This window comes from Pseudomonas sivasensis (genome assembly GCF_013778505.1).
GTDB lineage: Bacteria > Pseudomonadota > Gammaproteobacteria > Pseudomonadales > Pseudomonadaceae > Aquipseudomonas > Aquipseudomonas sivasensis.
This window is the reverse complement of record NZ_JAAOWU010000002.1, coordinates 294,100-313,203: the sequence shown is the minus strand read 5'-3', so window position 1 is coordinate 313,203 and position 19,104 is coordinate 294,100. Positions and strand designations below refer to the sequence as shown.

17 protein-coding genes are annotated in these 19,104 nt (G+C 60.7%); 13 read left to right on the top strand and 4 right to left on the bottom strand.

All coding sequences use genetic code 11. The features are described from left to right. The first annotated feature begins 232 nt into the window (after positions 1-232). Together G9Q84_RS04990 and G9Q84_RS04985 are read left to right on the top strand one after the other, a co-directional pair. Positions 233-1,159 (top strand): SdiA-regulated domain-containing protein, encoded by a 927-nt coding sequence (locus G9Q84_RS04990; protein WP_181642979.1) that lies wholly within the window; start codon positions 233-235, stop codon positions 1,157-1,159. Positions 1,160-1,279: 120 nt separating this feature from the next. After that, complete coding sequence (locus G9Q84_RS04985; RefSeq protein ID WP_181639293.1) at positions 1,280-2,194, top strand: SdiA-regulated domain-containing protein; 915 nt, start codon at positions 1,280-1,282, stop codon at positions 2,192-2,194. Between the two features lie 51 nt (positions 2,195-2,245). Here the strand turns inward: G9Q84_RS04985 and rpiA are convergent, their stop codons facing one another. Then, on the bottom strand, positions 2,246-2,917 hold the full coding sequence (gene rpiA, locus G9Q84_RS04980) for a ribose-5-phosphate isomerase RpiA (RefSeq protein WP_017253881.1): 672 nt from the start codon (positions 2,915-2,917) through the stop codon (positions 2,246-2,248). Between the two features lie 136 nt (positions 2,918-3,053). Here rpiA and ilvA point away from each other — a divergent pair, with 136 nt between their 5' ends. Beyond that, on the top strand, positions 3,054-4,568 hold the full coding sequence (ilvA, locus tag G9Q84_RS04975) for a threonine ammonia-lyase, biosynthetic (RefSeq protein ID WP_181642978.1): 1,515 nt from the start codon (positions 3,054-3,056) through the stop codon (positions 4,566-4,568). 42 nt (positions 4,569-4,610) lie between these two features. Next, positions 4,611-5,024 carry a DUF2269 family protein gene (locus tag G9Q84_RS04970; RefSeq protein ID WP_095185153.1) on the top strand — a complete coding sequence of 138 codons (414 nt, stop codon included), beginning with the start codon at positions 4,611-4,613 and terminating at the stop codon, positions 5,022-5,024. Positions 5,025-5,173: 149 nt separating this feature from the next. On the opposite strand, the gene G9Q84_RS04965 is transcribed toward G9Q84_RS04970, so the two are convergent. Further along, entirely contained in the window at positions 5,174-5,833 is a 660-nt protein-coding gene (locus G9Q84_RS04965; RefSeq protein ID WP_181642977.1) for a histidinol-phosphatase, read from the bottom strand. Positions 5,834-5,976: 143 nt separating this feature from the next. Here G9Q84_RS04965 and G9Q84_RS04960 point away from each other — a divergent pair, with 143 nt between their 5' ends. After that, positions 5,977-6,456, top strand: coding sequence for an RNA pyrophosphohydrolase (locus G9Q84_RS04960; protein ID WP_003176750.1), 480 nt, complete (start codon positions 5,977-5,979; stop codon positions 6,454-6,456). Positions 6,457-6,478: 22 nt separating this feature from the next. Beyond that, entirely contained in the window at positions 6,479-8,758 is a 2,280-nt protein-coding gene (gene ptsP / locus G9Q84_RS04955; RefSeq protein ID WP_032884201.1) for a phosphoenolpyruvate--protein phosphotransferase, read from the top strand. Positions 8,759-8,884: 126 nt separating this feature from the next. Here the strand turns inward: ptsP and G9Q84_RS04950 are convergent, their stop codons facing one another. Then, entirely contained in the window at positions 8,885-9,631 is a 747-nt protein-coding gene (locus tag G9Q84_RS04950) for an NRDE family protein (RefSeq protein ID WP_181642976.1), read from the bottom strand. 121 nt (positions 9,632-9,752) lie between these two features. Between G9Q84_RS04950 and G9Q84_RS04945 the strand changes: the two genes are divergently transcribed. The 3 genes from G9Q84_RS04945 (at position 9,753) to G9Q84_RS04935 (ending at position 12,302) form a co-directional block, all read left to right on the top strand. Further along, on the top strand, positions 9,753-10,535 hold the full coding sequence (locus G9Q84_RS04945; RefSeq protein WP_032884198.1) for a sulfite exporter TauE/SafE family protein: 783 nt from the start codon (positions 9,753-9,755) through the stop codon (positions 10,533-10,535). Between the two features lie 65 nt (positions 10,536-10,600). Then, a complete protein-coding gene (lgt, locus tag G9Q84_RS04940; RefSeq protein ID WP_032884196.1) occupies positions 10,601-11,413 on the top strand; it encodes a prolipoprotein diacylglyceryl transferase in 813 nt (270 codons plus the stop codon). Between the two features lie 55 nt (positions 11,414-11,468). Further along, the gene (locus G9Q84_RS04935; RefSeq protein WP_015886389.1) at positions 11,469-12,302 is read left to right on the top strand and encodes a thymidylate synthase; all 834 of its coding nucleotides are present in this window, start codon (positions 11,469-11,471) and stop codon (positions 12,300-12,302) included. Positions 12,303-12,418: 116 nt separating this feature from the next. On the opposite strand, the gene cadR is transcribed toward G9Q84_RS04935, so the two are convergent. Continuing rightward, positions 12,419-12,859 (bottom strand): Cd(II)/Pb(II)-responsive transcriptional regulator, encoded by a 441-nt coding sequence (gene cadR / locus G9Q84_RS04930; protein ID WP_032884195.1) that lies wholly within the window; start codon positions 12,857-12,859, stop codon positions 12,419-12,421. 85 nt (positions 12,860-12,944) lie between these two features. Here cadR and G9Q84_RS04925 point away from each other — a divergent pair, with 85 nt between their 5' ends. The 4 genes from G9Q84_RS04925 (at position 12,945) to G9Q84_RS04910 (ending at position 19,099) form a co-directional block, all read left to right on the top strand. Beyond that, complete coding sequence (locus G9Q84_RS04925; protein WP_181642975.1) at positions 12,945-15,209, top strand: heavy metal translocating P-type ATPase; 2,265 nt, start codon at positions 12,945-12,947, stop codon at positions 15,207-15,209. A gap of 16 nt (positions 15,210-15,225) precedes the next feature. Then, a complete protein-coding gene (locus G9Q84_RS04920; protein WP_181642974.1) occupies positions 15,226-16,089 on the top strand; it encodes a LysR family transcriptional regulator in 864 nt (287 codons plus the stop codon). Positions 16,090-16,326: 237 nt separating this feature from the next. Further along, positions 16,327-17,391, top strand: a complete 1,065-nt coding sequence (locus G9Q84_RS04915; protein ID WP_181642973.1) for a putative 2-aminoethylphosphonate ABC transporter ATP-binding protein — start codon at positions 16,327-16,329, stop codon at positions 17,389-17,391. Position 17,392: 1 nt separating this feature from the next. Further along, complete coding sequence (locus G9Q84_RS04910; RefSeq protein WP_032884190.1) at positions 17,393-19,099, top strand: putative 2-aminoethylphosphonate ABC transporter permease subunit; 1,707 nt, start codon at positions 17,393-17,395, stop codon at positions 19,097-19,099. Positions 19,100-19,104: the final 5 nt, after the last annotated feature.

Sequence of the window (19,104 nt, the reverse complement as noted above, 5' to 3'; positions counted from 1 at the left end):
AAACCTGTGGGAGGGGGCTTGCCTCCGATGGCGGTGTATCAGTTAAGTGGATGTTGACTGACGCGCTGCTATCGGGGGCAAGCCCCCTCCCACATTGGAGTTGTGTCGGCCGGTAAAGCCCCGGGTTTTTGCATTTTTTTCACACGCCATCCGGATAATCCCCAGCCTCCAGAGCGCGGGCCCGTCGATCCTGTGCTATCACCTAACGCTGACTTTCCGGAAAAAGCGCCCCATGGCCGTGTCCCTGCCCTCCGCCACACCCAAGCCGCGTTCCCGTTTTGCCCTGCGCTGGTATTCCTGGCTGTTTCTGGCGGGGGCCATCTTTTATGGCGTTGCCTGGGCCATGCATTGGGATGACCGCGGCGTGCTGTGGGTGCTGGAGCGCTTCGAGACGCCCACCGAGCGCAGTGAAAGCGTATGGCTGCCGGACTACCACGCGGTCATCGACGCCAAGGTGTTACCGGGAATGGAGAAGGACGAAGCCTCGGACGTCGCCTACAACCCGCAGACCAAAACGCTGTTTTCCGTCATGGGCAAAAACCCGTTCCTCGTTGAGTTGAGCCTGCAAGGCGATGTGCTCCGCAAGATGCCGCTCAATGGCTGGGAAAATCCGGAAGGCGTGACGGTCCTGGAAAACGGGCTGATGGCAGTGGTCGACGAGCGCCAGCACAGCCTGACCATCGTCAAGGTCGACGCGATGACCCAACAGTTGAACAAGGCTGATTTCCAGGCCTACGACCTGGGCCCGTCCAAAGACCAGAACAAAGCTTTTGAGGCGATCACCTGGGACAAGCGCAACCAGCAGCTGGTGTTGGGCGAGGAGCGCCCGCCGGCATTGTTTACCTGGAAAAGCGACGGCAGCCAGATCCTGAACGGCGATAAACAAAAACTCGCCAGCAAAGAACTGGACATGCGCAACCTCTCGGCCCTGGCTGTCGATCCGCGCACCGGCCACCTCCTTGCGCTTTCGGCCGACTCTCACCTGTTGCTGGAGCTGGACGAGAAGGGCGAACAAGTCAGCTTCATGACCTTGCTGGGCGGCTTCAATGGTCTCAACAAAACCATTCCTCGTGCGGAAGGGGTGACCATGGATGAGGAAGGCACTCTGTACATAGTGAGTGAGCCGAATCTGTTCTATCGTTTCGAAAAGCAGAAATAATCGACCAGTTACGTCGGATATTTCTCTATCAGCGGCATTCGCCAGACATCCGGGCGCGTTTAAGTTTAAATTCAGACAGGCGTGATATTCATTCGCCACTTTTGATTTTGAGCCCGCCCAATGCGCCGACTTGCCCGCCCCAAGCCCATTCTTTTTCTGTTCGTGCTGATCGCCTTGATCTGCGCCGGGGTCGCTGGGCAGCACTTTCGCTTGTTCGAGCGCGCTTGGTTCAATTGGCAGGCATGGCGTCATCCCGCCGATGAGCGTTCCATTGGCCTCGCCGATTACCGGGTAACGCTGGAGGCCCAAGTCATCGAGGGGCTCGATGACGATGTCTCGGCACTCACCTATGACCCTGTGCGCAAAAGCCTGTTTACCGTGACCAATCAAAACGCCGAACTGATCGAGTTGTCGCTGGACGGCAAGATCCTGCGGCGCATTCCCTTGGTGGGATTTGGTGATGCCGAGGCCGTGGAGTTCATCAGCGACAACATCTACGTCATCACCGATGAACGCCAACAGCGCCTGATCAAGGTGCATGTGGACGACGACACCCAGTTCCTCGACGCCGCGGATGCAGAGCAAATGACCCTGGGCCTGCATGTAGGTGGCAACAAGGGCTTTGAGGGGTTGGCCTATGACTCAGTGGGCAAGCGCCTGTTCGTGGCCAAGGAGCGCGATCCGATGTTGATCTATGAGGTCCACGGGTTTCCTCATTTCAAGCCGGAAAAAACCTACTCGGTGCACGTGATCAATAACCCCAAGCGTGACGCCGGGCTGTTTGTACGCGATCTGTCGAGCCTGCAATACGACGAGCGCAGCGGCCATCTGCTGGCGCTGTCGGATGAGTCATTTTTGGTGTTGGAACTGGATATCGACGGTCGCCCATTGAGCAGTCTTTCTCTACTCAATGGGCGCCATGGCCTGAAAAAACGTGTGCCTCAGGCCGAAGGGATCGCCATGGACGACGAAGGTACGTTGTACCTGGTCAGCGAGCCGAACCTGTTCTACGTGTTCAAGAAACCCAGTCCCTGACATACCGCCATTCGGGGGCAGGCCCCCTCCCACATTGGATTGGTGGTGTCCTCAGGCCTTGAGGGTTTTCACGCCTTCTGAAGTGCCCAAGAGCAGCACATCCGCCGGACGCGCAGCGAACAGGCCGTTGGTGACCACGCCGACGATGGCATTGATCTGCGTTTCAAGCTCCACCGGATTGGTGATCTGCATATTGAATACGTCGAGGATGATGTTGCCGTTGTCGGTCAGCACGCCTTCGCGGTACACCGGATCGCCGCCCAGCTTCACCAGCTCGCGGGCCACGTGGCTGCGGGCCATCGGGATGACTTCCACCGGCAGCGGGAATGCGCCGAGCACCGGTACCAGCTTGCTGGCGTCGGCGATGCAGATGAAGGTCTTGGCCACGGCCGCGACGATCTTCTCGCGAGTCAGGGCTGCGCCGCCGCCCTTGATCAGGTTCAGGTGCGCGTCGCTCTCATCGGCGCCGTCGACATAGAACTCCAGGTCGCTCACGGTGTTGAGCTCGTACACCGGAATGCCATGGCCTTTCAGGCGTGCGGCAGTGGCTTCGGAGCTGGCCACGGCGCCATCGAACGCGCCCTTGTGCTGGGCCAGCGCATCGATAAAGCAGTTGGCAGTGGAGCCGGTGCCGACACCGACGATGCTTTTGTCGTCGAGTTTAGGAAGGATTAAATCGACAGCGGCCTGTGCCACTGCCTGTTTGAGTTGATCCTGGGTCATGCGGGCTCCGGAACGGGCGGGGAGTAAAGAGGGGCGCGAGTATAACCCAACAAAACCTCGGGATTCGTGTGGTCGTACGGCCAAAAGCCGGGTTAGACTCCTCGGCCCTGCCCAACTCGCCCAGTGATTCCCGCCGATGCTTGAACAGTACGTCAAAAAGATCCTCACCTCGCGCGTTTACGACGTTGCCGTAGAAACCCCGCTGCAGACCGCCCGCCAGCTCTCCGAGCGGCTGGGCAACAAGGTCTGGCTCAAGCGCGAAGACTTGCAGCCGGTGTTCTCGTTCAAGATTCGCGGCGCGTACAACAAGCTGACTCAGTTGACGGCTGAAGAGCGCGCACGCGGCGTAGTCACGGCGTCGGCGGGCAACCATGCGCAGGGCCTGGCCCTGGCGGCCAAGGTGCTGGGGGTCAAGGCCACTATTGTGATGCCCAAGACCACCCCTGAGATCAAGGTCGAAGGCGTGCGCTCTCGCGGCGGTAAAGTGGTGCTGCATGGCGACTCTTTCCCAGAGGCGCTGGCCTACTCGCTGAAACTGGTCGACGAAAAAGGCTACGTCTACATTCACCCCTACGATGATCCGCACACCATTGCCGGGCAGGGCACCGTGGCGATGGAGATTCTGCGCCAGCATCCAGGGCCGCTGGATGCGATCTTCGTACCCGTGGGTGGCGGTGGTTTGATCGCGGGCATCGCGGCGTACGTGAAATACCTGCGCCCGGAAATCAAGGTCATCGGCGTCGAGCCGGACGACTCCAACTGCCTGCAAGCTGCCATGGCCGCGGGTGAGCGCGTGGTCTTGCCGACGGTTGGGATCTTTGCCGACGGCGTGGCGGTGGCGCAGATCGGCCAGCACACCTTTGAAATCTGCAAAGACTATGTCGACGAAGTGATCACCGTGAGCACCGATGAAATCTGTGCGGCGATCAAGGACATCTACGACGATACCCGCTCCATCACCGAGCCAGCAGGCGCGTTGGGTGTGGCCGGGATCAAGAAGTACGTTGAGACCCGTGGTGTCAGCGGCAAGACGTTCGTCGCCATCGACTCCGGGGCCAACGTTAACTTCGACCGCCTGCGCCACGTGGCTGAGCGCGCTGAGTTGGGTGAAGGCCGTGAAGCCATCATCGCCGTGACCATCCCTGAGAAACCGGGCAGCTTCAAGGCGTTCTGCGAGGCCGTGGGCAAGCGCCAGATCACCGAATTTAACTACCGTTACCACTCCGGCAGCGAGGCGCACATCTTTGTCGGCGTGCAGACCCACCCGGAAACCGACCCGCGCAGCGCGCTGATCGCCAGTCTCACCGAGCAGGGTTTCCCGGTGCTCGACCTGACAGAGAACGAACTGGCCAAGCTGCACATCCGCCATATGGTCGGTGGGCATGCCGCGCACGTCAGCAATGAAGTGGTGTTTCGCTTTGAGTTCCCGGAGCGTCCGGGGGCGCTGTTCAACTTTCTTAACAAGTTGGGCGGGCGCTGGAATATCTCGATGTTCCACTATCGCAACCACGGCGCGGCTGATGGTCGTGTGGTCGCCGGCCTGCAAGTGCCGGCGAACGAGCGTCACCTGGTACCGGCAGCGCTGGAGGCGATTGGCTACCCGTATTGGGATGAAAGTGATAACCCGGCCTACAAACTGTTCCTCGGTTGAGCGACTACGCTGATTGGGGGCAGCCTCTAAGGAATACGAAACATGGAAACCCTGATCACCCTGAAAGTTGTCCACATCGCGGCCACCGTGGTGTTGTTGCTCAGCGGCCTTGGCTTGGCGCTACTGGCCTGGCGTAAACGCAGCGCCGGCCCAGCCGTCACCGTGCAGCGTCCGTGGGCGTTTGTGTGGTTGCTGATGGGTATTTGTATGGTGAGCATGCCGTTCACCGGCTGGTGGCTGGTGCACCTGGTCGGCTGGCCATTGGGGCAGACTTGGATTCTGGGCTCCAGCATTCTCTACACCGTGGCGGCGCTGGCGTGGTTCTGGCTGGTGGCACGGCTCAATCGCTTGCGGAAAGGCGAGGGCGGCAGCCTGAATTTCACTCTGGTGCTGGCGGTGGTGAGCCTGGTGGGGTTTGTGGCGATTGCCGGGCTCATGGGCGCCAAGCCGGTTTAACGCGGTGAGGGCTTCTGTGGTGAGCGAGCTTGCCCCGCGCTGAGCTGCGAAGCGGCCCTGACAAAGGCCCGCATTTTTCCTGATAAGACCGGTTGGCAGGTTTTGGGGCTGCTTCGCAGCCCAGCTCGGGGCAAGCCCGCTCACCACGGTTACTCGCTACGCAGCGTAATCACCGGCCAACCACGTTTCTCGGCTTCAGCGCGCAGATTCGGATCCGGATCCACCGCCACCGGATGCGTCACTTGCTCCAATAGCGGCAGGTCATTCATCGAGTCGCTATAGAAGTAGCTGTCTTCCAGGCTATACCCCGTTTCTTCCAACCAACGATTCAAGCGCGTCACCTTGCCTTCTCGGAAGCACGGCACGTCAGTGCTGCGCCCAGTGTATCGGCCATCTTCCATCTCGCACTCGGTGGCGATGAGGGTTTCAACGCCCAGGCGTGCGGCAATTGGCGCGGTGACGAAACGGTTGGTGGCGGTGATGATCACCAGCTTGTCGCCAGCGGCGCGGTGCTTGGCCAGCAGTTCGACGGCCAGTGGCAGCATGATCGGCTCGATGCAGTCGCGCATATAGTCGTTGTGCCACTCATCCAGTTGGGCCATTTCGGTGCGGCCGAGGATTTCCAGGCAGAAATTCAGGTAGGCGGCGTTGTCCAGCTTGCCGGCCAGGTAGTCCTGATAGAACTCGTCGTTGCGGGCCTTGTAGGCTACCGGGTCGAGAATCCCGCGTTCGCACAGGTAATCGCCCCACGCGTGGTCGCTGTCACCGCCGATAAGGGTGTTGTCCAAGTCGAATAAAGCCAGGCGCATTGCAGTTACTCGCTGAAAAGTCTGTAAAAAGGCGTCCAGAATACGGTCTTTTCACAAGAGTGCACATAAGCTAAGAAGCCTCGTTGCCGCTTGCGCAACCTTTGTGGAACAATGCGGCGACATGCGTTTGCGAGGTTGTTGCCGTGATCGACCCCGATGGTTTCCGTCCTAATGTCGGGATTATTCTTACGAATGATGCCGGACAGGTGCTATGGGCTCGCCGAATCAACCAAGATGCCTGGCAGTTTCCTCAAGGCGGAATCAACCCCGACGAAACCCCTGAAGACGCCTTGTACCGTGAGTTGAACGAAGAAGTCGGCCTTGAGCGCGAAGATGTGCAGATTCTGGCCTGTACCCGTGGCTGGTTGCGCTATCGTTTGCCGCAACGCCTGGTGCGTACCCACAGCCAACCGCTGTGCATCGGCCAGAAGCAGAAATGGTTTCTCCTGCGCCTGATCTCCAACGAGCAGCGGGTGCGGATGGATTTGACCGGTAAACCGGAGTTCGATGGCTGGCGTTGGGTCAGCTATTGGTACCCGTTGGGCCAGGTGGTGACATTCAAGCGCGAGGTTTATCGTCGCGCTCTCAAAGAGCTTGCCCCGCGCCTTTTAGCGCGCGACTGACGACGGAGTTCGACCCCGAGCCATGCTCAATACGCTGCGCAAGATCGTCCAGGAAGTTAACTCCGCCAAGGATCTCAAGGCGGCGTTGGGGATTATTGTGTTGCGCGTCAAGGAAGCCATGGGCAGCCAGGTCTGCTCGGTTTACCTGCTGGACCCAGAGACCAATCGTTTTGTGCTGATGGCCACGGAGGGCTTGAACAAGCGCTCCATCGGCAAAGTCAGCATGGCGCCCAATGAAGGTCTGGTGGGCCTGGTGGGGACGCGTGAAGAACCCCTCAACCTTGAAAACGCGGCCGATCACCCGCGTTATCGCTACTTTGCCGAAACCGGCGAAGAGCGCTACGCGTCATTCCTCGGCGCACCGATCATTCACCACCGCCGCGTTGTCGGCGTGTTGGTCATCCAGCAAAAAGAACGTCGCCAGTTCGACGAAGGTGAAGAAGCCTTCCTCGTGACCATGAGCGCGCAGCTCGCCGGGGTTATTGCCCACGCCGAGGCCACGGGTTCGATTCGCGGCCTGGGCCGTCAGGGCAAGGGCATCCAGGAAGCCAAGTTCGTCGGCGTACCGGGTTCGCCGGGTGCTGCCGTCGGTACGGCGGTGGTCATGCTGCCACCGGCCGACCTGGATGTGGTGCCGGACAAGACCGTCAACGACATCGACGCCGAAATCAAACTGTTCAAGACCGCCCTGGAAGGCGTGCGCGCCGACATGCGCAACCTGTCGACCAAGCTGGCCACCCAGCTGCGCCCTGAAGAACGTGCGCTGTTCGACGTTTACCAGATGATGCTCGACGACGCGTCCCTCGGGAACGAAGTCAAAACCGTGATCAAGACCGGCCAATGGGCCCAGGGCGCACTGCGCCAAGTGGTCACTGATCACGTCAACCGTTTCGAATTGATGGACGACGCCTACCTGCGCGAGCGTGCCTCGGATGTGCGCGACCTGGGTCGCCGTCTGCTGGCTTACCTGCAGGAAGACCGCACTACCAACCTGGTCTACCCCGACAACACCATCCTGATCAGTGAAGAACTGACCGCTACCATGCTCGGCGAAGTGCCGGAAGGCAAACTGGTGGGCTTGGTCTCGGTTCTCGGTTCGGGTAACTCCCACGTCGCGATCCTGGCCCGCGCCATGGGCATTCCGACGGTGATGGGCCTAGTGGACCTGCCGTACTCCAAGGTCGATGGCATCGACATGATCGTCGATGGCCATCGTGGTGAAGTCTTCACCAACCCCAGCGACGTGCTGCGCAAGCAATACGCCGAAGTGGTGGAAGAGGAGAAACAACTGGCGCTGGGCCTGGATTCATTGCGCGAGTTGCCGTGCGTGACCACCGATGGTCACCGCGTACCGCTGTTGGTGAATACCGGACTGCTGGCCGACGTGGCCCGGGCGCAGCAGCGCGGTGCCGAGGGCGTGGGGCTGTACCGCACCGAAGTGCCGTTCATGATCAACCAGCGTTTCCCGAGTGAGAAGGAGCAGCTGGCGATTTATCGCGAGCAACTGCAAGCCTTCCATCCGTTGCCGGTGACCATGCGCAGCCTGGACATTGGCGGCGACAAGTCACTGTCGTATTTCCCGATCAAGGAAGACAACCCCTTCCTCGGCTGGCGCGGGATTCGCGTCACGCTCGACCACCCGGAAATTTTCCTCGTACAGACTCGCGCCATGCTTAAGGCCAGCGAAGGGCTGAACAACCTGCGCATCCTGTTGCCGATGATCTCCGGCACTCATGAGCTGGAGGAGGCGCTGCATTTGATCCACCGCGCCTGGGGCGAGGTGCGCGATGAAGGCGCTGACGTACCGATGCCGCCGATTGGCGTCATGATCGAAATTCCAGCGGCGGTGTACCAGGCCAAAGAACTGGCGCGGCAGGTGGACTTCCTGTCGGTCGGCTCCAACGACCTGACCCAATACCTGCTGGCCGTGGACCGCAACAACCCACGGGTAGCCGATCTCTACGACTATCTGCACCCGGCGGTGCTGCAAGCGCTGCAACACGTAGTGCGCGACGCCCATGCCGAAGGCAAGCCGGTGAGCATCTGCGGTGAAATGGCTGGTGATCCGGCGGCGGCGGTGCTGTTGATGGCGATGGGCTTTGACAGCCTGTCGATGAACGCCACCAACTTGCCGAAGGTGAAATGGATGTTGCGCCAAGTCGAGCTGAGTATGGCCAAGGATCTGCTGGCTGAGTTGATGACCATCGACAACCCGCAAGTTATCCACAGCTCGCTGCAATTGGCGCTGAAGAACCTTGGGCTGACACGGATGATCAATCCGGCCTCTGCCAAGACCCTCTAACGCCTGGCGGCGATCAAAAATGTGGGAGGGGGCTTGCTCCCGATGGCGGTGTGTCAGTACCAGATATTCTGACTGACACACTGCCATCGGGAGCAAGCCCCCTCCCACATTGGTTTTGTGGTGTGTCTAGAGCGTGAGTTCGACTTCCCCGAGTCGGCCACCATGGGGCCCAAAGCTACGCTCCACCATCCGCCGCGTGCCATCGGCATTTACAATCAGCGCCGTACTCGCCCGTGTTCCATAACTTGGGCTGGCGATAAATACGCTCGATAACAGGCTTTCAGTCGCCAACCCCACGCCGGTATCCGGCAACTCAGCAAAGGGCGCGATCTGCGGATCGCTCAGAATCTCCAGTAGCGCTTCGGGTTGCGGATTGTTCAGCAACTCACTCAGCGCAGCTTTGGCCTTAAGCAGTTTCGGCCAAGGCGTATCCAGCCCTGCGTTGGATAACCCGTACACGCCCGCTTTCAACTGCGTGGGCTCGGTGTGATTGGCGTTGTAATGCCACAACTCATCCCGCGTGCCCACCAGCAGGTTAAACCCGGCGTATTCAATCGATCGGCCGTTAACGTCGGCCAAGTAGTCGTCAATGGGCAGTGAACCACTGAGGAACCCCGCGACCAGTTCGCCGCGTGACTTTCGTGCCGGCGGTTGGTGGGGATCACGGATATTGGTCAGGGCAGCAAATCGCCCATCGGCATTCACGCCAAGCCAAGTGCCGCCTGCTTCCTGATCGCGACCGGCATAGATTTCGGGCACGTCCGGCCACTGGGCCAGCGGCAGACTGGGGCGGGCATAGAACTCGTCACGGTTGGCCGCGACGATCAGCGGTTGGGCGTGGCCCGGCCGCCAGGCGAAAACAATCAGGCACATCAGGCGATTCCCTTTTGTGTTTTTTGCCACTCTACCCACACCGGCAGCGGTGTTCCATCGTATCCAGTTGGGCCGCATGCCTTCCATCCGTTAACATGCCGGACTTGATTCGGGGGCTCCCATGGAATTTCTGCTGTATTTGCTGCTGGGCGCCTGTGCGGGTGTGCTCGCCGGGCTGTTTGGCGTGGGCGGCGGGATCATTATCGTGCCGGTGCTGGTGTTCAGCTTCACCTTGCAGGGCTTCGACCCGCAGGTGCTGACTCACTTGGCCGTAGGCACATCCTTGGCGACGATCATCTTTACCTCGGTCAATGCCGTGCGTGAGCACCACCGACGTGGCGCGGTGCGTTGGCCGATCTTTGTGTGGATGACCGTGGGCATCCTGATCGGTGCAGGTTTCGGTGCGCTGACCGCCGAGGCGATTTCCGGTCCGCATTTGCAGAAGATCATTGGCGTGTTCGCGCTGATCATCGCCGTGCAACTGGCCCTGGAGGTTAAGCCCAAGGCCAGTCGAACGGTGCCAGGCAAGGTCGGCCTGACCCTGGCCGGTACGGTGATTGGCTGGGCTTCGGCCATTTTCGGCATCGGCGGCGGCTCGCTGACCGTGCCGTTTTTGACCTGGCGCAGCGTGCCGATGCAACAGGCGGTGGCCACCTCGTCCGCCTGTGGCCTGCCGATTGCCCTGGCCAGTGCATTAAGTTTCATGATTCTGGGCTGGCATGACCCGCTGTTGCCCGCTCATAGTCTAGGGTTCGTGTATTTACCGGCGCTGCTGGGCATTGCCCTGACCAGTATGGTGTTTGCCCGCTTTGGCGCACGCCTGGCGCATCGGTTGTCGCCGCGGTTGCTCAAGCGGTTGTTCGCCGGCTTGCTGTTTTGCGTGGGCTTAAACTTTTTGCTGTAACGCAGACTTAATCGCGTCCGGGCATGGTCCGGTCGCCATAACGCATGATTTAACGAGGAGTCGCAATGCTGCCTTACCCGCAGATCGACCCGGTGGCTCTGGCCATCGGTCCGCTGAAAATCCACTGGTACGGGTTGATGTACCTGATCGGCATCGGCGGCGCCTGGCTGCTGGCCTCCCGCCGCCTGAACCGTTTCGACCCGACCTGGACCAAGGAGAAACTCTCCGACATGGTCTTCTGGCTGTCCATGGGGGTCATCGTCGGCGGGCGTCTGGGGTATGTGCTGTTCTACGATCTGTCCGCCTACATCGCCAATCCGACACTGATTTTCGAAGTGTGGAAGGGCGGCATGGCGTTCCACGGCGGGTTTATCGGCGTAATGATTGCTGCCTGGTGGTTCGGCCGCCGCAATGGCAAGTCGTTCTTCCAACTGATGGACTTCGTTGCGCCGCTGGTGCCGATTGGCCTGGGCGCCGGGCGTATCGGTAACTTCATCAACGCCGAGCTCTGGGGCAAGCCGACCGACGTGCCGTGGGCCATGGTATTCCCGCCGTTCAGCGACCCGGCACAACTGCCGCGCCATCCGTCGCAGCTATACCAGTTCGCACTGGAAGGTGTGGCACTGTTCCTCATTCTGTACATCTTCTCGCGCAAACCGCGCCCGACCATGGCCGTTTCCGGCATGTTCGCGCTGTTTTACGGCATCTTCCGTTTCATCGTCGAATTCGTACGTGTGCCGGATGCGCAACTGGGCTACCTCGCGTGGGGCTGGCTGACCATGGGTCAGGTGTTGAGCATCCCAATGATCCTCGTGGGCCTGGGCCTGCTGTGGTGGGCGTACAATCGCCCGCAGCCGCTGAAGAACACCGCGCTTTAAATTCGAATGCCGGGGCCTGCGTGCGGGCTCCGGCTTCAACGATACGGGTACTTACATGAAGCAATATCTCGAACTACTGAACGACGTCGTGACCAATGGCCTGACCAAGGGCGATCGCACCGGCACCGGCACCAAGGCCGTGTTCGCCCGTCAGTATCGGCATAACTTGGCCGACGGCTTCCCGCTGCTGACCACCAAGAAGCTTCACTTCAAAAGCATCGCCAATGAGCTGATCTGGATGTTGAGCGGCAACACCAATATCAAGTGGCTCAACGAAAACGGCGTGAAGATTTGGGACGAATGGGCCACCGAAGACGGCGACCTGGGCCCGGTCTACGGCGAGCAGTGGACTGCCTGGCCGACCAAAGACGGCGGCACGATCAACCAGATCGACTACATGGTGCACACGCTCAAGACCAACCCCAACAGCCGTCGCATTCTGTTCCACGGCTGGAACGTCGAATACCTGCCGGACGAAACCAAGAGCCCACAGGAAAACGCGCGCAACGGCAAACAAGCCCTGCCACCGTGCCACCTGCTGTACCAGGCGTTCGTGCATGACGGCCATCTGTCGATGCAGTTGTACATCCGCAGCTCCGACGTATTCCTTGGTCTGCCGTACAACACCGCGGCCCTGGCGTTGCTCACCCATATGTTGGCGCAACAGTGCGACTTGATCCCTCACGAGATCATCGTCACCACTGGCGATACCCATGCCTACAGCAACCATATGGAACAGATCCGGACCCAACTGGCGCGTACACCGAAGAAGCTGCCGGAGTTGGTGATCAAGCGTAAGCCGGCGTCGATCTACGATTACAAGTTCGAAGATTTTGAGATTGTGGGCTATGACGCTGATCCAAGCATCAAGGCCGATGTCGCTATCTAGCGTCTGACGCCGTCCAATGTGGGAGGGGGCTTGCCCCCGATTGCGGTGGGTCAGTCACCCAATACTTAACTGACCCACCGCCATCGGGGGCAAGCCCCCTCTCACATTTGGCCCGTTTAATGGCCGTGGCTTCTGCCTACATGTGAGGGCTCAGCCTCGCTGGCCTGCATACTCCCGCTGACCTCCAACTGCTGCAAAATCCCACAGTGATCCCCGCCGCCACAGCGTTGGCGCAAGTCCAGCAACTGCACCTGCAACGCCAATAGCCCGTCGATCCGCGCTTTCACATGGTGGATATGCTCGTCGACCAACGCATTCACGCTTTCGCATTGGTCCTGTGGACTGTCGCGTAGGCTGAGCAGGCTGCGGATTTCTTCGAGGGTCATGTCGAGGCTGCGGCAGTTGCGGATAAAGATCAGCCGCTCGGTGTGCGCCTGGGTGTACACGCGGTAGTTGGCGTCGGTGCGCGCCGGCGGCGGCAGCAGGCCTTCTTTCTCGTAATAACGGATGGTTTCCACCTGACAGTCAGTCAGTTTGGCCAATTCGCCGATCTTCATGGGAGCAATCTCCAAATGGGTGCTTGACCCTATAGTGGCTACAGGGTCTTTACTTGGCAACAGGCACCTTTACGGACGCGACCGAATGAGCGACTCCATCCACACCCCGCATAAACACGATCACGATCACGATCATGATCATGATCATGGCCCCAAGAAACTCACGCCTGTGCATAACCACGGCCACGGTGGTGCCTGCTGTTCCGGCACTCCAGCACCGGAGTTGGTGCAATTGAGCGAAGCGCCCACCGCCGGCTCGCGCCTCAGCACCTTCCGCATCGAAGCCATGGACTGCCCCACCGAGCAAACGCTGATCCAGAACAAACTGGGCAAGTTGGCGGGTGTGCAGCAACTGGAATTTAACCTGATCAACCGCATCCTCGGCGTCACCCACGACTTGCCGAGTACCGCGCCGATCATCGATGCCATCAAGTCCTTGGGCATGCAGGCCGACCCGATCGAGGAAGGTACCCCGGCTGCCGAACCGCCTGCCAAAAAACACTGGTGGCCGTTGGCGTTGTCCGGCGTCGGTGCGTTGGGCGCCGAAGTGCTGCACTTCACGAATGCCGCGCCGACGTGGGTCATTGCCCTCGTGGCGCTGGTGTCGATCCTCAGCGGCGGCCTCACCACCTATAAAAAGGGCTGGATCGCCCTGAAGAACCTCAACCTGAACATCAACGCCTTAATGAGCATCGCCGTGACGGGCGCGATCCTGATCGGCCAGTGGCCGGAAGCCGCCATGGTGATGTTCCTGTTCACCGTCGCCGAGCTGATTGAAGCCGAGTCCCTGGACCGTGCGCGCAATGCCATCAGCGGCTTGATGCAGATGACCCCGGAACAGGCCACGGTGCAGCAGGCCGACGGTAACTGGGTTGAGCAGGAGGTTAAAAGCATCGAACTGGGCGCCATCGTCCGGGTTAAACCCGGCGAGCGCATCGGCCTGGACGGTGAAGTCACCGCAGGTCAATCCACCATCGACCAGGCGCCGATCACCGGGGAAAGCCTGCCGATTGAAAAAACCGTGGGCGATAAAGTCTTCGCCGGCACCATTAACCAAGCCGGCTCCCTGGAATACAAAGTCACGGCAGCGGCCAATAACTCCACACTGGCGCGGATCATCCACGCCGTCGAGCAAGCACAAGGCGCACGGGCTCCGACCCAGCGCTTCGTCGACAGTTTTTCCAAGGTCTACACCCCGGCCGTCTTCCTGTTTGCCTTGGGTGTAGCGATTATTCCGCCGCTGTTCATGGCCGGTGTCTGGTTCGACTGGATCTACCGCGCCCTGGTGCTGCTGGTGGTTGCCTGCCCCTGCGCGTTGGTGATTTCCACTCCGGTGACGATCGTCAGCGGCCTGGCGGCGGCGGCGCGCAAAGGCATCCTGATCAAGGGCGGCGTGTACCTGGAGGGTGGTTACAAGCTCGACTACCTGGCGCTGGACAAGACCGGCACCATCACGCACGGCAAACCGGTGCAGACCGATTACTTGGCGTTGTTCCCAAACGTCGAGGACAGCGTACCGGCCCTCGCCGCCAGTTTGGCTGGGCGTTCTGACCACCCGGTGTCGTTGGCCATCGCGAATGCGGCTGTGGATAAAAACCTGCCGGTGCACGTTGTGGATAACTTCGAAGCCCTGGCCGGTCGTGGTGTGCGCGGCGATATCAAGGGTGAGACTTACCACCTGGGTAACCACCGTCTGGTGGAAGACCTCGGCCTGTGCTCGCCTGAGCTGGAAGAAAAGCTGTTCGCGCTGGAGAAGCAAGGAAAGTCCGTGGTGTTGCTGCTCGATAAGTCCGGCCCCCTGGCGCTGTTCGCCGTGGCCGATACCGTCAAGGACAGCAGTCGCGAGGCCATTCAGCAATTGCACGAGTTGGGCATCAAAACCCTGATGCTCACCGGCGACAACACCCACACCGCCCAGGCGATTGCGGCCCAGGTCGGCATCGACCAGGCTCAAGGCGACCTGTTGCCCACCGACAAACTGCAAGCCATCGAAACCCTCTACGGCCAAGGCCACCGGGTGGGCATGGTCGGCGACGGCATCAACGACGCCCCGGCCCTGGCCCGTGCCGAGATCGGTTTTGCAATGGCCGCCGCCGGTACCGACACTGCCATCGAGACTGCCGACGTGGCGCTGATGGACGATGATTTGCGCAAGATCCCGGCATTCATTCGTTTGTCGCGGCAAACGTCGAGTATCCTCAAGCAGAACATCGCCCTGGCGCTGGTGATCAAGGCGATCTTCCTCGCGGTCACTTTCCTGGGGATGGCCACCATGTGGATGGCGGTCTTCGCCGACATGGGCGTGAGCCTGCTGGTGGTGTTCAATGGCCTGCGCCTGTTGCGCAAATAAACGATGAGAGGGCGGTGTGCTGAGTGCTGAGCTGAAGGCGTTTTTTATGGTCGCCCGCCTGGGCAGCATTACCCAGGCGGCGAAAAAACTCGGCCTGAGCCAGCCCACAGTCACCACCCAGATCCGAAACCTGGAAAGCCAGTACGGCGTTGAGCTGTTCTACCGCGGTGGTCGCCGCCTCACGGTCAGTGACGACGGCGCCCGGTTGCTGCCGATGGTCAAGGCGTTGTTGCAGCAGGAAGCGGACATCGAGTTTTTCCTGCGCAACAGTGGTCAACTCCAGGGCGCTTTGCGCATTGCCGCGACAGCGCCGTATTACATCCTCGACCTGGTCAAAGCCTTTCGCGAACGCCTGCCCCATGTGGAGGTGTCGGTGGACATCGGCAATTCTCAGCAGGTACTCGAAGCGCTGGACGAGTACCGCGTAGACGTCGCCGCCTCTTCGCAGTTGCTGGAAGACCCGCGCCTGATCCGCCGCGTACTGGGCACCGATCCGCTGGTGTTGGCGGTGCACCGCAATCATCCCCTGGCCAAGCTTGATCATGTGCCATTGACTGCCCTGGCCGGACACACCTTATTGATGCGCGAAGCAGGTTCCACCACCCGACGGCTTACCGAGGAAATGTTGCAGGGTGCTGGGGTGAGCTATGGGCCGTTGCTGGAGATCGGCAGTCGCGAGTCAATCCGGGAGGCGGTGTTGCGCAATATCGGTATCAGCATCATTGCTCGACAGGAAGTGCCCCATGATCCGCAGTTGCGGGTGTTGACCATTGAGAATGCGCCGCAGATTCTGGAGTACCTGTACTGCCTCAAAGAACGAAAAGGCGCTCGCCTGCCGGCGGCGTTTCTAGGGTTGGCGCAGGAAATGTCGCCAATTTAGAGGTTTGGTGGCTGCCTTGAGGGCCAATCGGGGGCAAGCCCCCTCCCACATTTTGATCTGCGAACACATTCCAAGTGTGGGAGGGGGCTTGCCCCCGATTGCGGTAAACCAGGCACCCCCCACCAAATCACCTACACAAATCCACCAATACCACTATCACTCCCTTTTGCCTTTCTGCCACAAGAGGGACGCATTGCCCGCCTAGCATGGCCTTCATCAGTTCGATGAGGTGCCACCATGAACACAGTCCTGACCCAACCCGGCGCGCCAATGAAAGTGCGCGGTATCCAGAAACGCTTCGGCGCCTTTACCGCGCTGGACCACGTGTCCCTGGACGTCGCCGCCGGCGAGCTGGTGTGTCTGCTGGGTCCGTCTGGCTGCGGCAAGACCACCTTGCTGCGTTGCATCGCCGGCCTGGAGCGCCAGGACAGCGGCGAACTTTACCTGGGTGATCGCGATGTTTCCCTGCTGCCACCTCAGGCGCGGGACTACGGCATTCTGTTCCAGTCCTACGCGCTGTTTCCCAACCTGACCATCGAAGCGAACATCGGCTACGGCCTCACCGGCAGTGGTCGCGATGAAGTGCGCCAGTGTGTTGGGCAGATGCTGGAACTGGTCGGTCTGGTCGGCAGCGAAAAGAAATACCCCGGCCAGCTGTCCGGCGGCCAACAGCAGCGCGTTGCCCTGGCCCGCGCCTTGGCGCCGGCCCCTTCGTTACTGCTGCTGGACGAACCCATGTCCGCCCTTGACGCCCGCGTGCGTGAGCACCTGTGCACCGAGCTGCGCCAGCTGCAACGGCGCTTGGGCATCACCACGCTGATGGTCACCCACAACCAGGACGAAGCCATGTTGATGGCCGACCGTATTGCCGTAATGAACAACGGTAAGGTCGAGCAATACGCCACGCCCCAAGAAATTTACGACCGCCCGGCCACGCCGTTCGTGGCGGAGTTTGTCGGCCAGGGCAACTGGCTGCCGTTCAGCCGCAACAGTGCCAGCCATGCCCAGGTCGGCGGGATGAACATGCGCCTGGCCGAGGATGCCGGTGTGGCCACGTCCGGCCGCCTGTTCTGCCGACCGGAAGCCATCAGCGTCAACCCGCCAGTGCATGAAGAAAACCTGTTCGCGGCCAAGGTCCGCGAGATCACCTTCCTCGGCAACCGCTGCCGCATGAGCTTTGAACTGGACCAACTGCCGGGCCACCCGCTGCTGGCTGAACTGGCCCCGGAGGCGATGCCGCGCCTGGGCGCTCAAGACATCTGGGTCGCCTTGCCGCCGCGCAGCCTGCAGGTGTTTGCCTGAGATGGCCGCTGTCATGACCCTGCCGCGGCAAGTTTCCCGCGCCGAAACCGGCGACCGTATTTTTGTGCTCGGCGGCAAACTGCTCTGGCTGTGCCTGCTTAGTGTTGCCGTGTTGATGCCGCTGCTGGCGATCTTCTGGCGCGGCTTCAGCAGCGAGGCCGGGCAGGGCGGTGGCCTTGTGGCCGCTCGGGAATTAATCACCAGCGAGAACTTCCACTGGCTGCTGGGCAATAGCCTGAAAGTCTCCCTCAGCGTGGCGGCCATTGTCGTACCGCTGGCCTACCTGTTTGCCTACGCGCTGCAACGCACGTTGATTCCAGGCAAGGCGATCTGGCGAGGCCTGTCGCTGCTGCCGTTGATGGCACCGTCGATGCTGCCGGGCATTGCGCTGGTTTATCTGTTCGGTAATCAGGGCATGCTGCGCGGGCTGCTTTCGGACAACATCTACGGCTTCTGGGGGATTGTGCTCGGGGAAGTGATCTACACCTTCCCGCACGCGTTGATGATCCTGCTGTCGGCGCTGTCCCTGGCGGATGCGCGGCTGTTCGATGCCGCCTCCAGCATGGGCGCCAGCCCGGCACGGGCGTTTCGCAGCATCACCTGGCCGGCCACGCGCCAGGCGGTGTTCGCCGCATTCTGCCTGGTGTTCACCTTGACCATTACCGACTTCGGCGTGCCCGTGGTGGTCGGTGGTGATTACCAAGTGCTGGCGTTGGAAGCCTACAAGGCGGTGGTCGGTCAGCAACAATTCGGTCGCGGCGCGTTGATCGGCATGGTGTTGCTACTGCCGGCGCTGTTCAGTTTTGGCGTGGATGCGTGGTTGCGCCGGCGTCATGGCGACGCCATGAGTGGCCGTGCCCAGGTGTTCCAGCCCACGCCATCGCGGGTAAGGGATGGCTGCTACCTGGCCATCGTCCTACTGATCTGCGCGGTGTTGCTGCTGGTGTTCGGCATGGCGGTGTACTCCTCGCTGGTGAAATTCTGGCCGTACAACCTGTCGCTGTCGCTGAACCACTACCAGTTTGAAGACACGGCGGGCGGCGGCTGGCTGGCCTATCGCAACAGCCTGCGCATGGCCTTGTGCACGGCACTGATCGGCAGTGTGCTGATCTTCACCGGCGCCTATCTGATGGAAAAAACCAAAGGTCAGAAGGGCCTGAACCTGGCGCTGCGCATGCTCAGCTTTGTCCCGATGGCCGTGCCGGGTTTGGTGCTGGGCCTGGGCTACGTGTTCTTCTTCAACCTCAACGGCAACCCGCTGCACGTGTTCTACGGGACCATGACCCTGCTAGTGGTGTGCACCATTGCTCACTATTTGACCACTGCGCAGATGACCGCCACCACCGCGTTGCGCCAGCTGGACGCCGAGTTTGAAGCAGCCGCGCTGTCGCTCAAGGCGCCGCTGTACCGTCATTACCTGCGCGTCACCGTGCCGATCTGCCTGCCGGCGCTGCTGGATATCGTGCGCTACCTGTTTGTATCGGCGATGACCACCGTATCGGCCGCGATTTTTCTCTACAGCCCCGACACCATCCTCGCCGCCGTCGCCGTGTTGAACATGGACGACGCCGGCAATGTGGGCGGCGCGGCGGCCATGTCGACCCTGATCCTGTTCACCTCGGCCGGCGTCTCGCTGCTGCTGGCGTGGGCCTCACGTGGCGCGCTGCGCCGATCCCAAGCCTGGCGCCAGACCGCGCCCGGCCAATAACCCTT

Coding starts and splice junctions, on each gene's coding strand:
- G9Q84_RS04970 (WP_095185153.1), top strand. CDS start 4,611: ATGGAAACCCTGATCACCCTGAAAGTTGTCCACATCGCGGCCACCGTG.
- G9Q84_RS04935 (WP_015886389.1), top strand. CDS start 11,469: ATGAAGCAATATCTCGAACTACTGAACGACGTCGTGACCAATGGCCTG.
- ptsP (WP_032884201.1), top strand. CDS start 6,479: ATGCTCAATACGCTGCGCAAGATCGTCCAGGAAGTTAACTCCGCCAAG.
- G9Q84_RS04915 (WP_181642973.1), top strand. CDS start 16,327: ATGAACACAGTCCTGACCCAACCCGGCGCGCCAATGAAAGTGCGCGGT.
- lgt (WP_032884196.1), top strand. CDS start 10,601: ATGCTGCCTTACCCGCAGATCGACCCGGTGGCTCTGGCCATCGGTCCG.
- G9Q84_RS04925 (WP_181642975.1), top strand. CDS start 12,945: ATGAGCGACTCCATCCACACCCCGCATAAACACGATCACGATCACGAT.
- cadR (WP_032884195.1), bottom strand. CDS start 12,859: ATGAAGATCGGCGAATTGGCCAAACTGACTGACTGTCAGGTGGAAACC.
- G9Q84_RS04910 (WP_032884190.1), top strand. CDS start 17,393: ATGGCCGCTGTCATGACCCTGCCGCGGCAAGTTTCCCGCGCCGAAACC.
- ilvA (WP_181642978.1), top strand. CDS start 3,054: ATGCTTGAACAGTACGTCAAAAAGATCCTCACCTCGCGCGTTTACGAC.
- G9Q84_RS04950 (WP_181642976.1), bottom strand. CDS start 9,631: ATGTGCCTGATTGTTTTCGCCTGGCGGCCGGGCCACGCCCAACCGCTG.
- G9Q84_RS04990 (WP_181642979.1), top strand. CDS start 233: ATGGCCGTGTCCCTGCCCTCCGCCACACCCAAGCCGCGTTCCCGTTTT.
- G9Q84_RS04965 (WP_181642977.1), bottom strand. CDS start 5,833: ATGCGCCTGGCTTTATTCGACTTGGACAACACCCTTATCGGCGGTGAC.
- rpiA (WP_017253881.1), bottom strand. CDS start 2,917: ATGACCCAGGATCAACTCAAACAGGCAGTGGCACAGGCCGCTGTCGAT.
- G9Q84_RS04945 (WP_032884198.1), top strand. CDS start 9,753: ATGGAATTTCTGCTGTATTTGCTGCTGGGCGCCTGTGCGGGTGTGCTC.
- G9Q84_RS04985 (WP_181639293.1), top strand. CDS start 1,280: ATGCGCCGACTTGCCCGCCCCAAGCCCATTCTTTTTCTGTTCGTGCTG.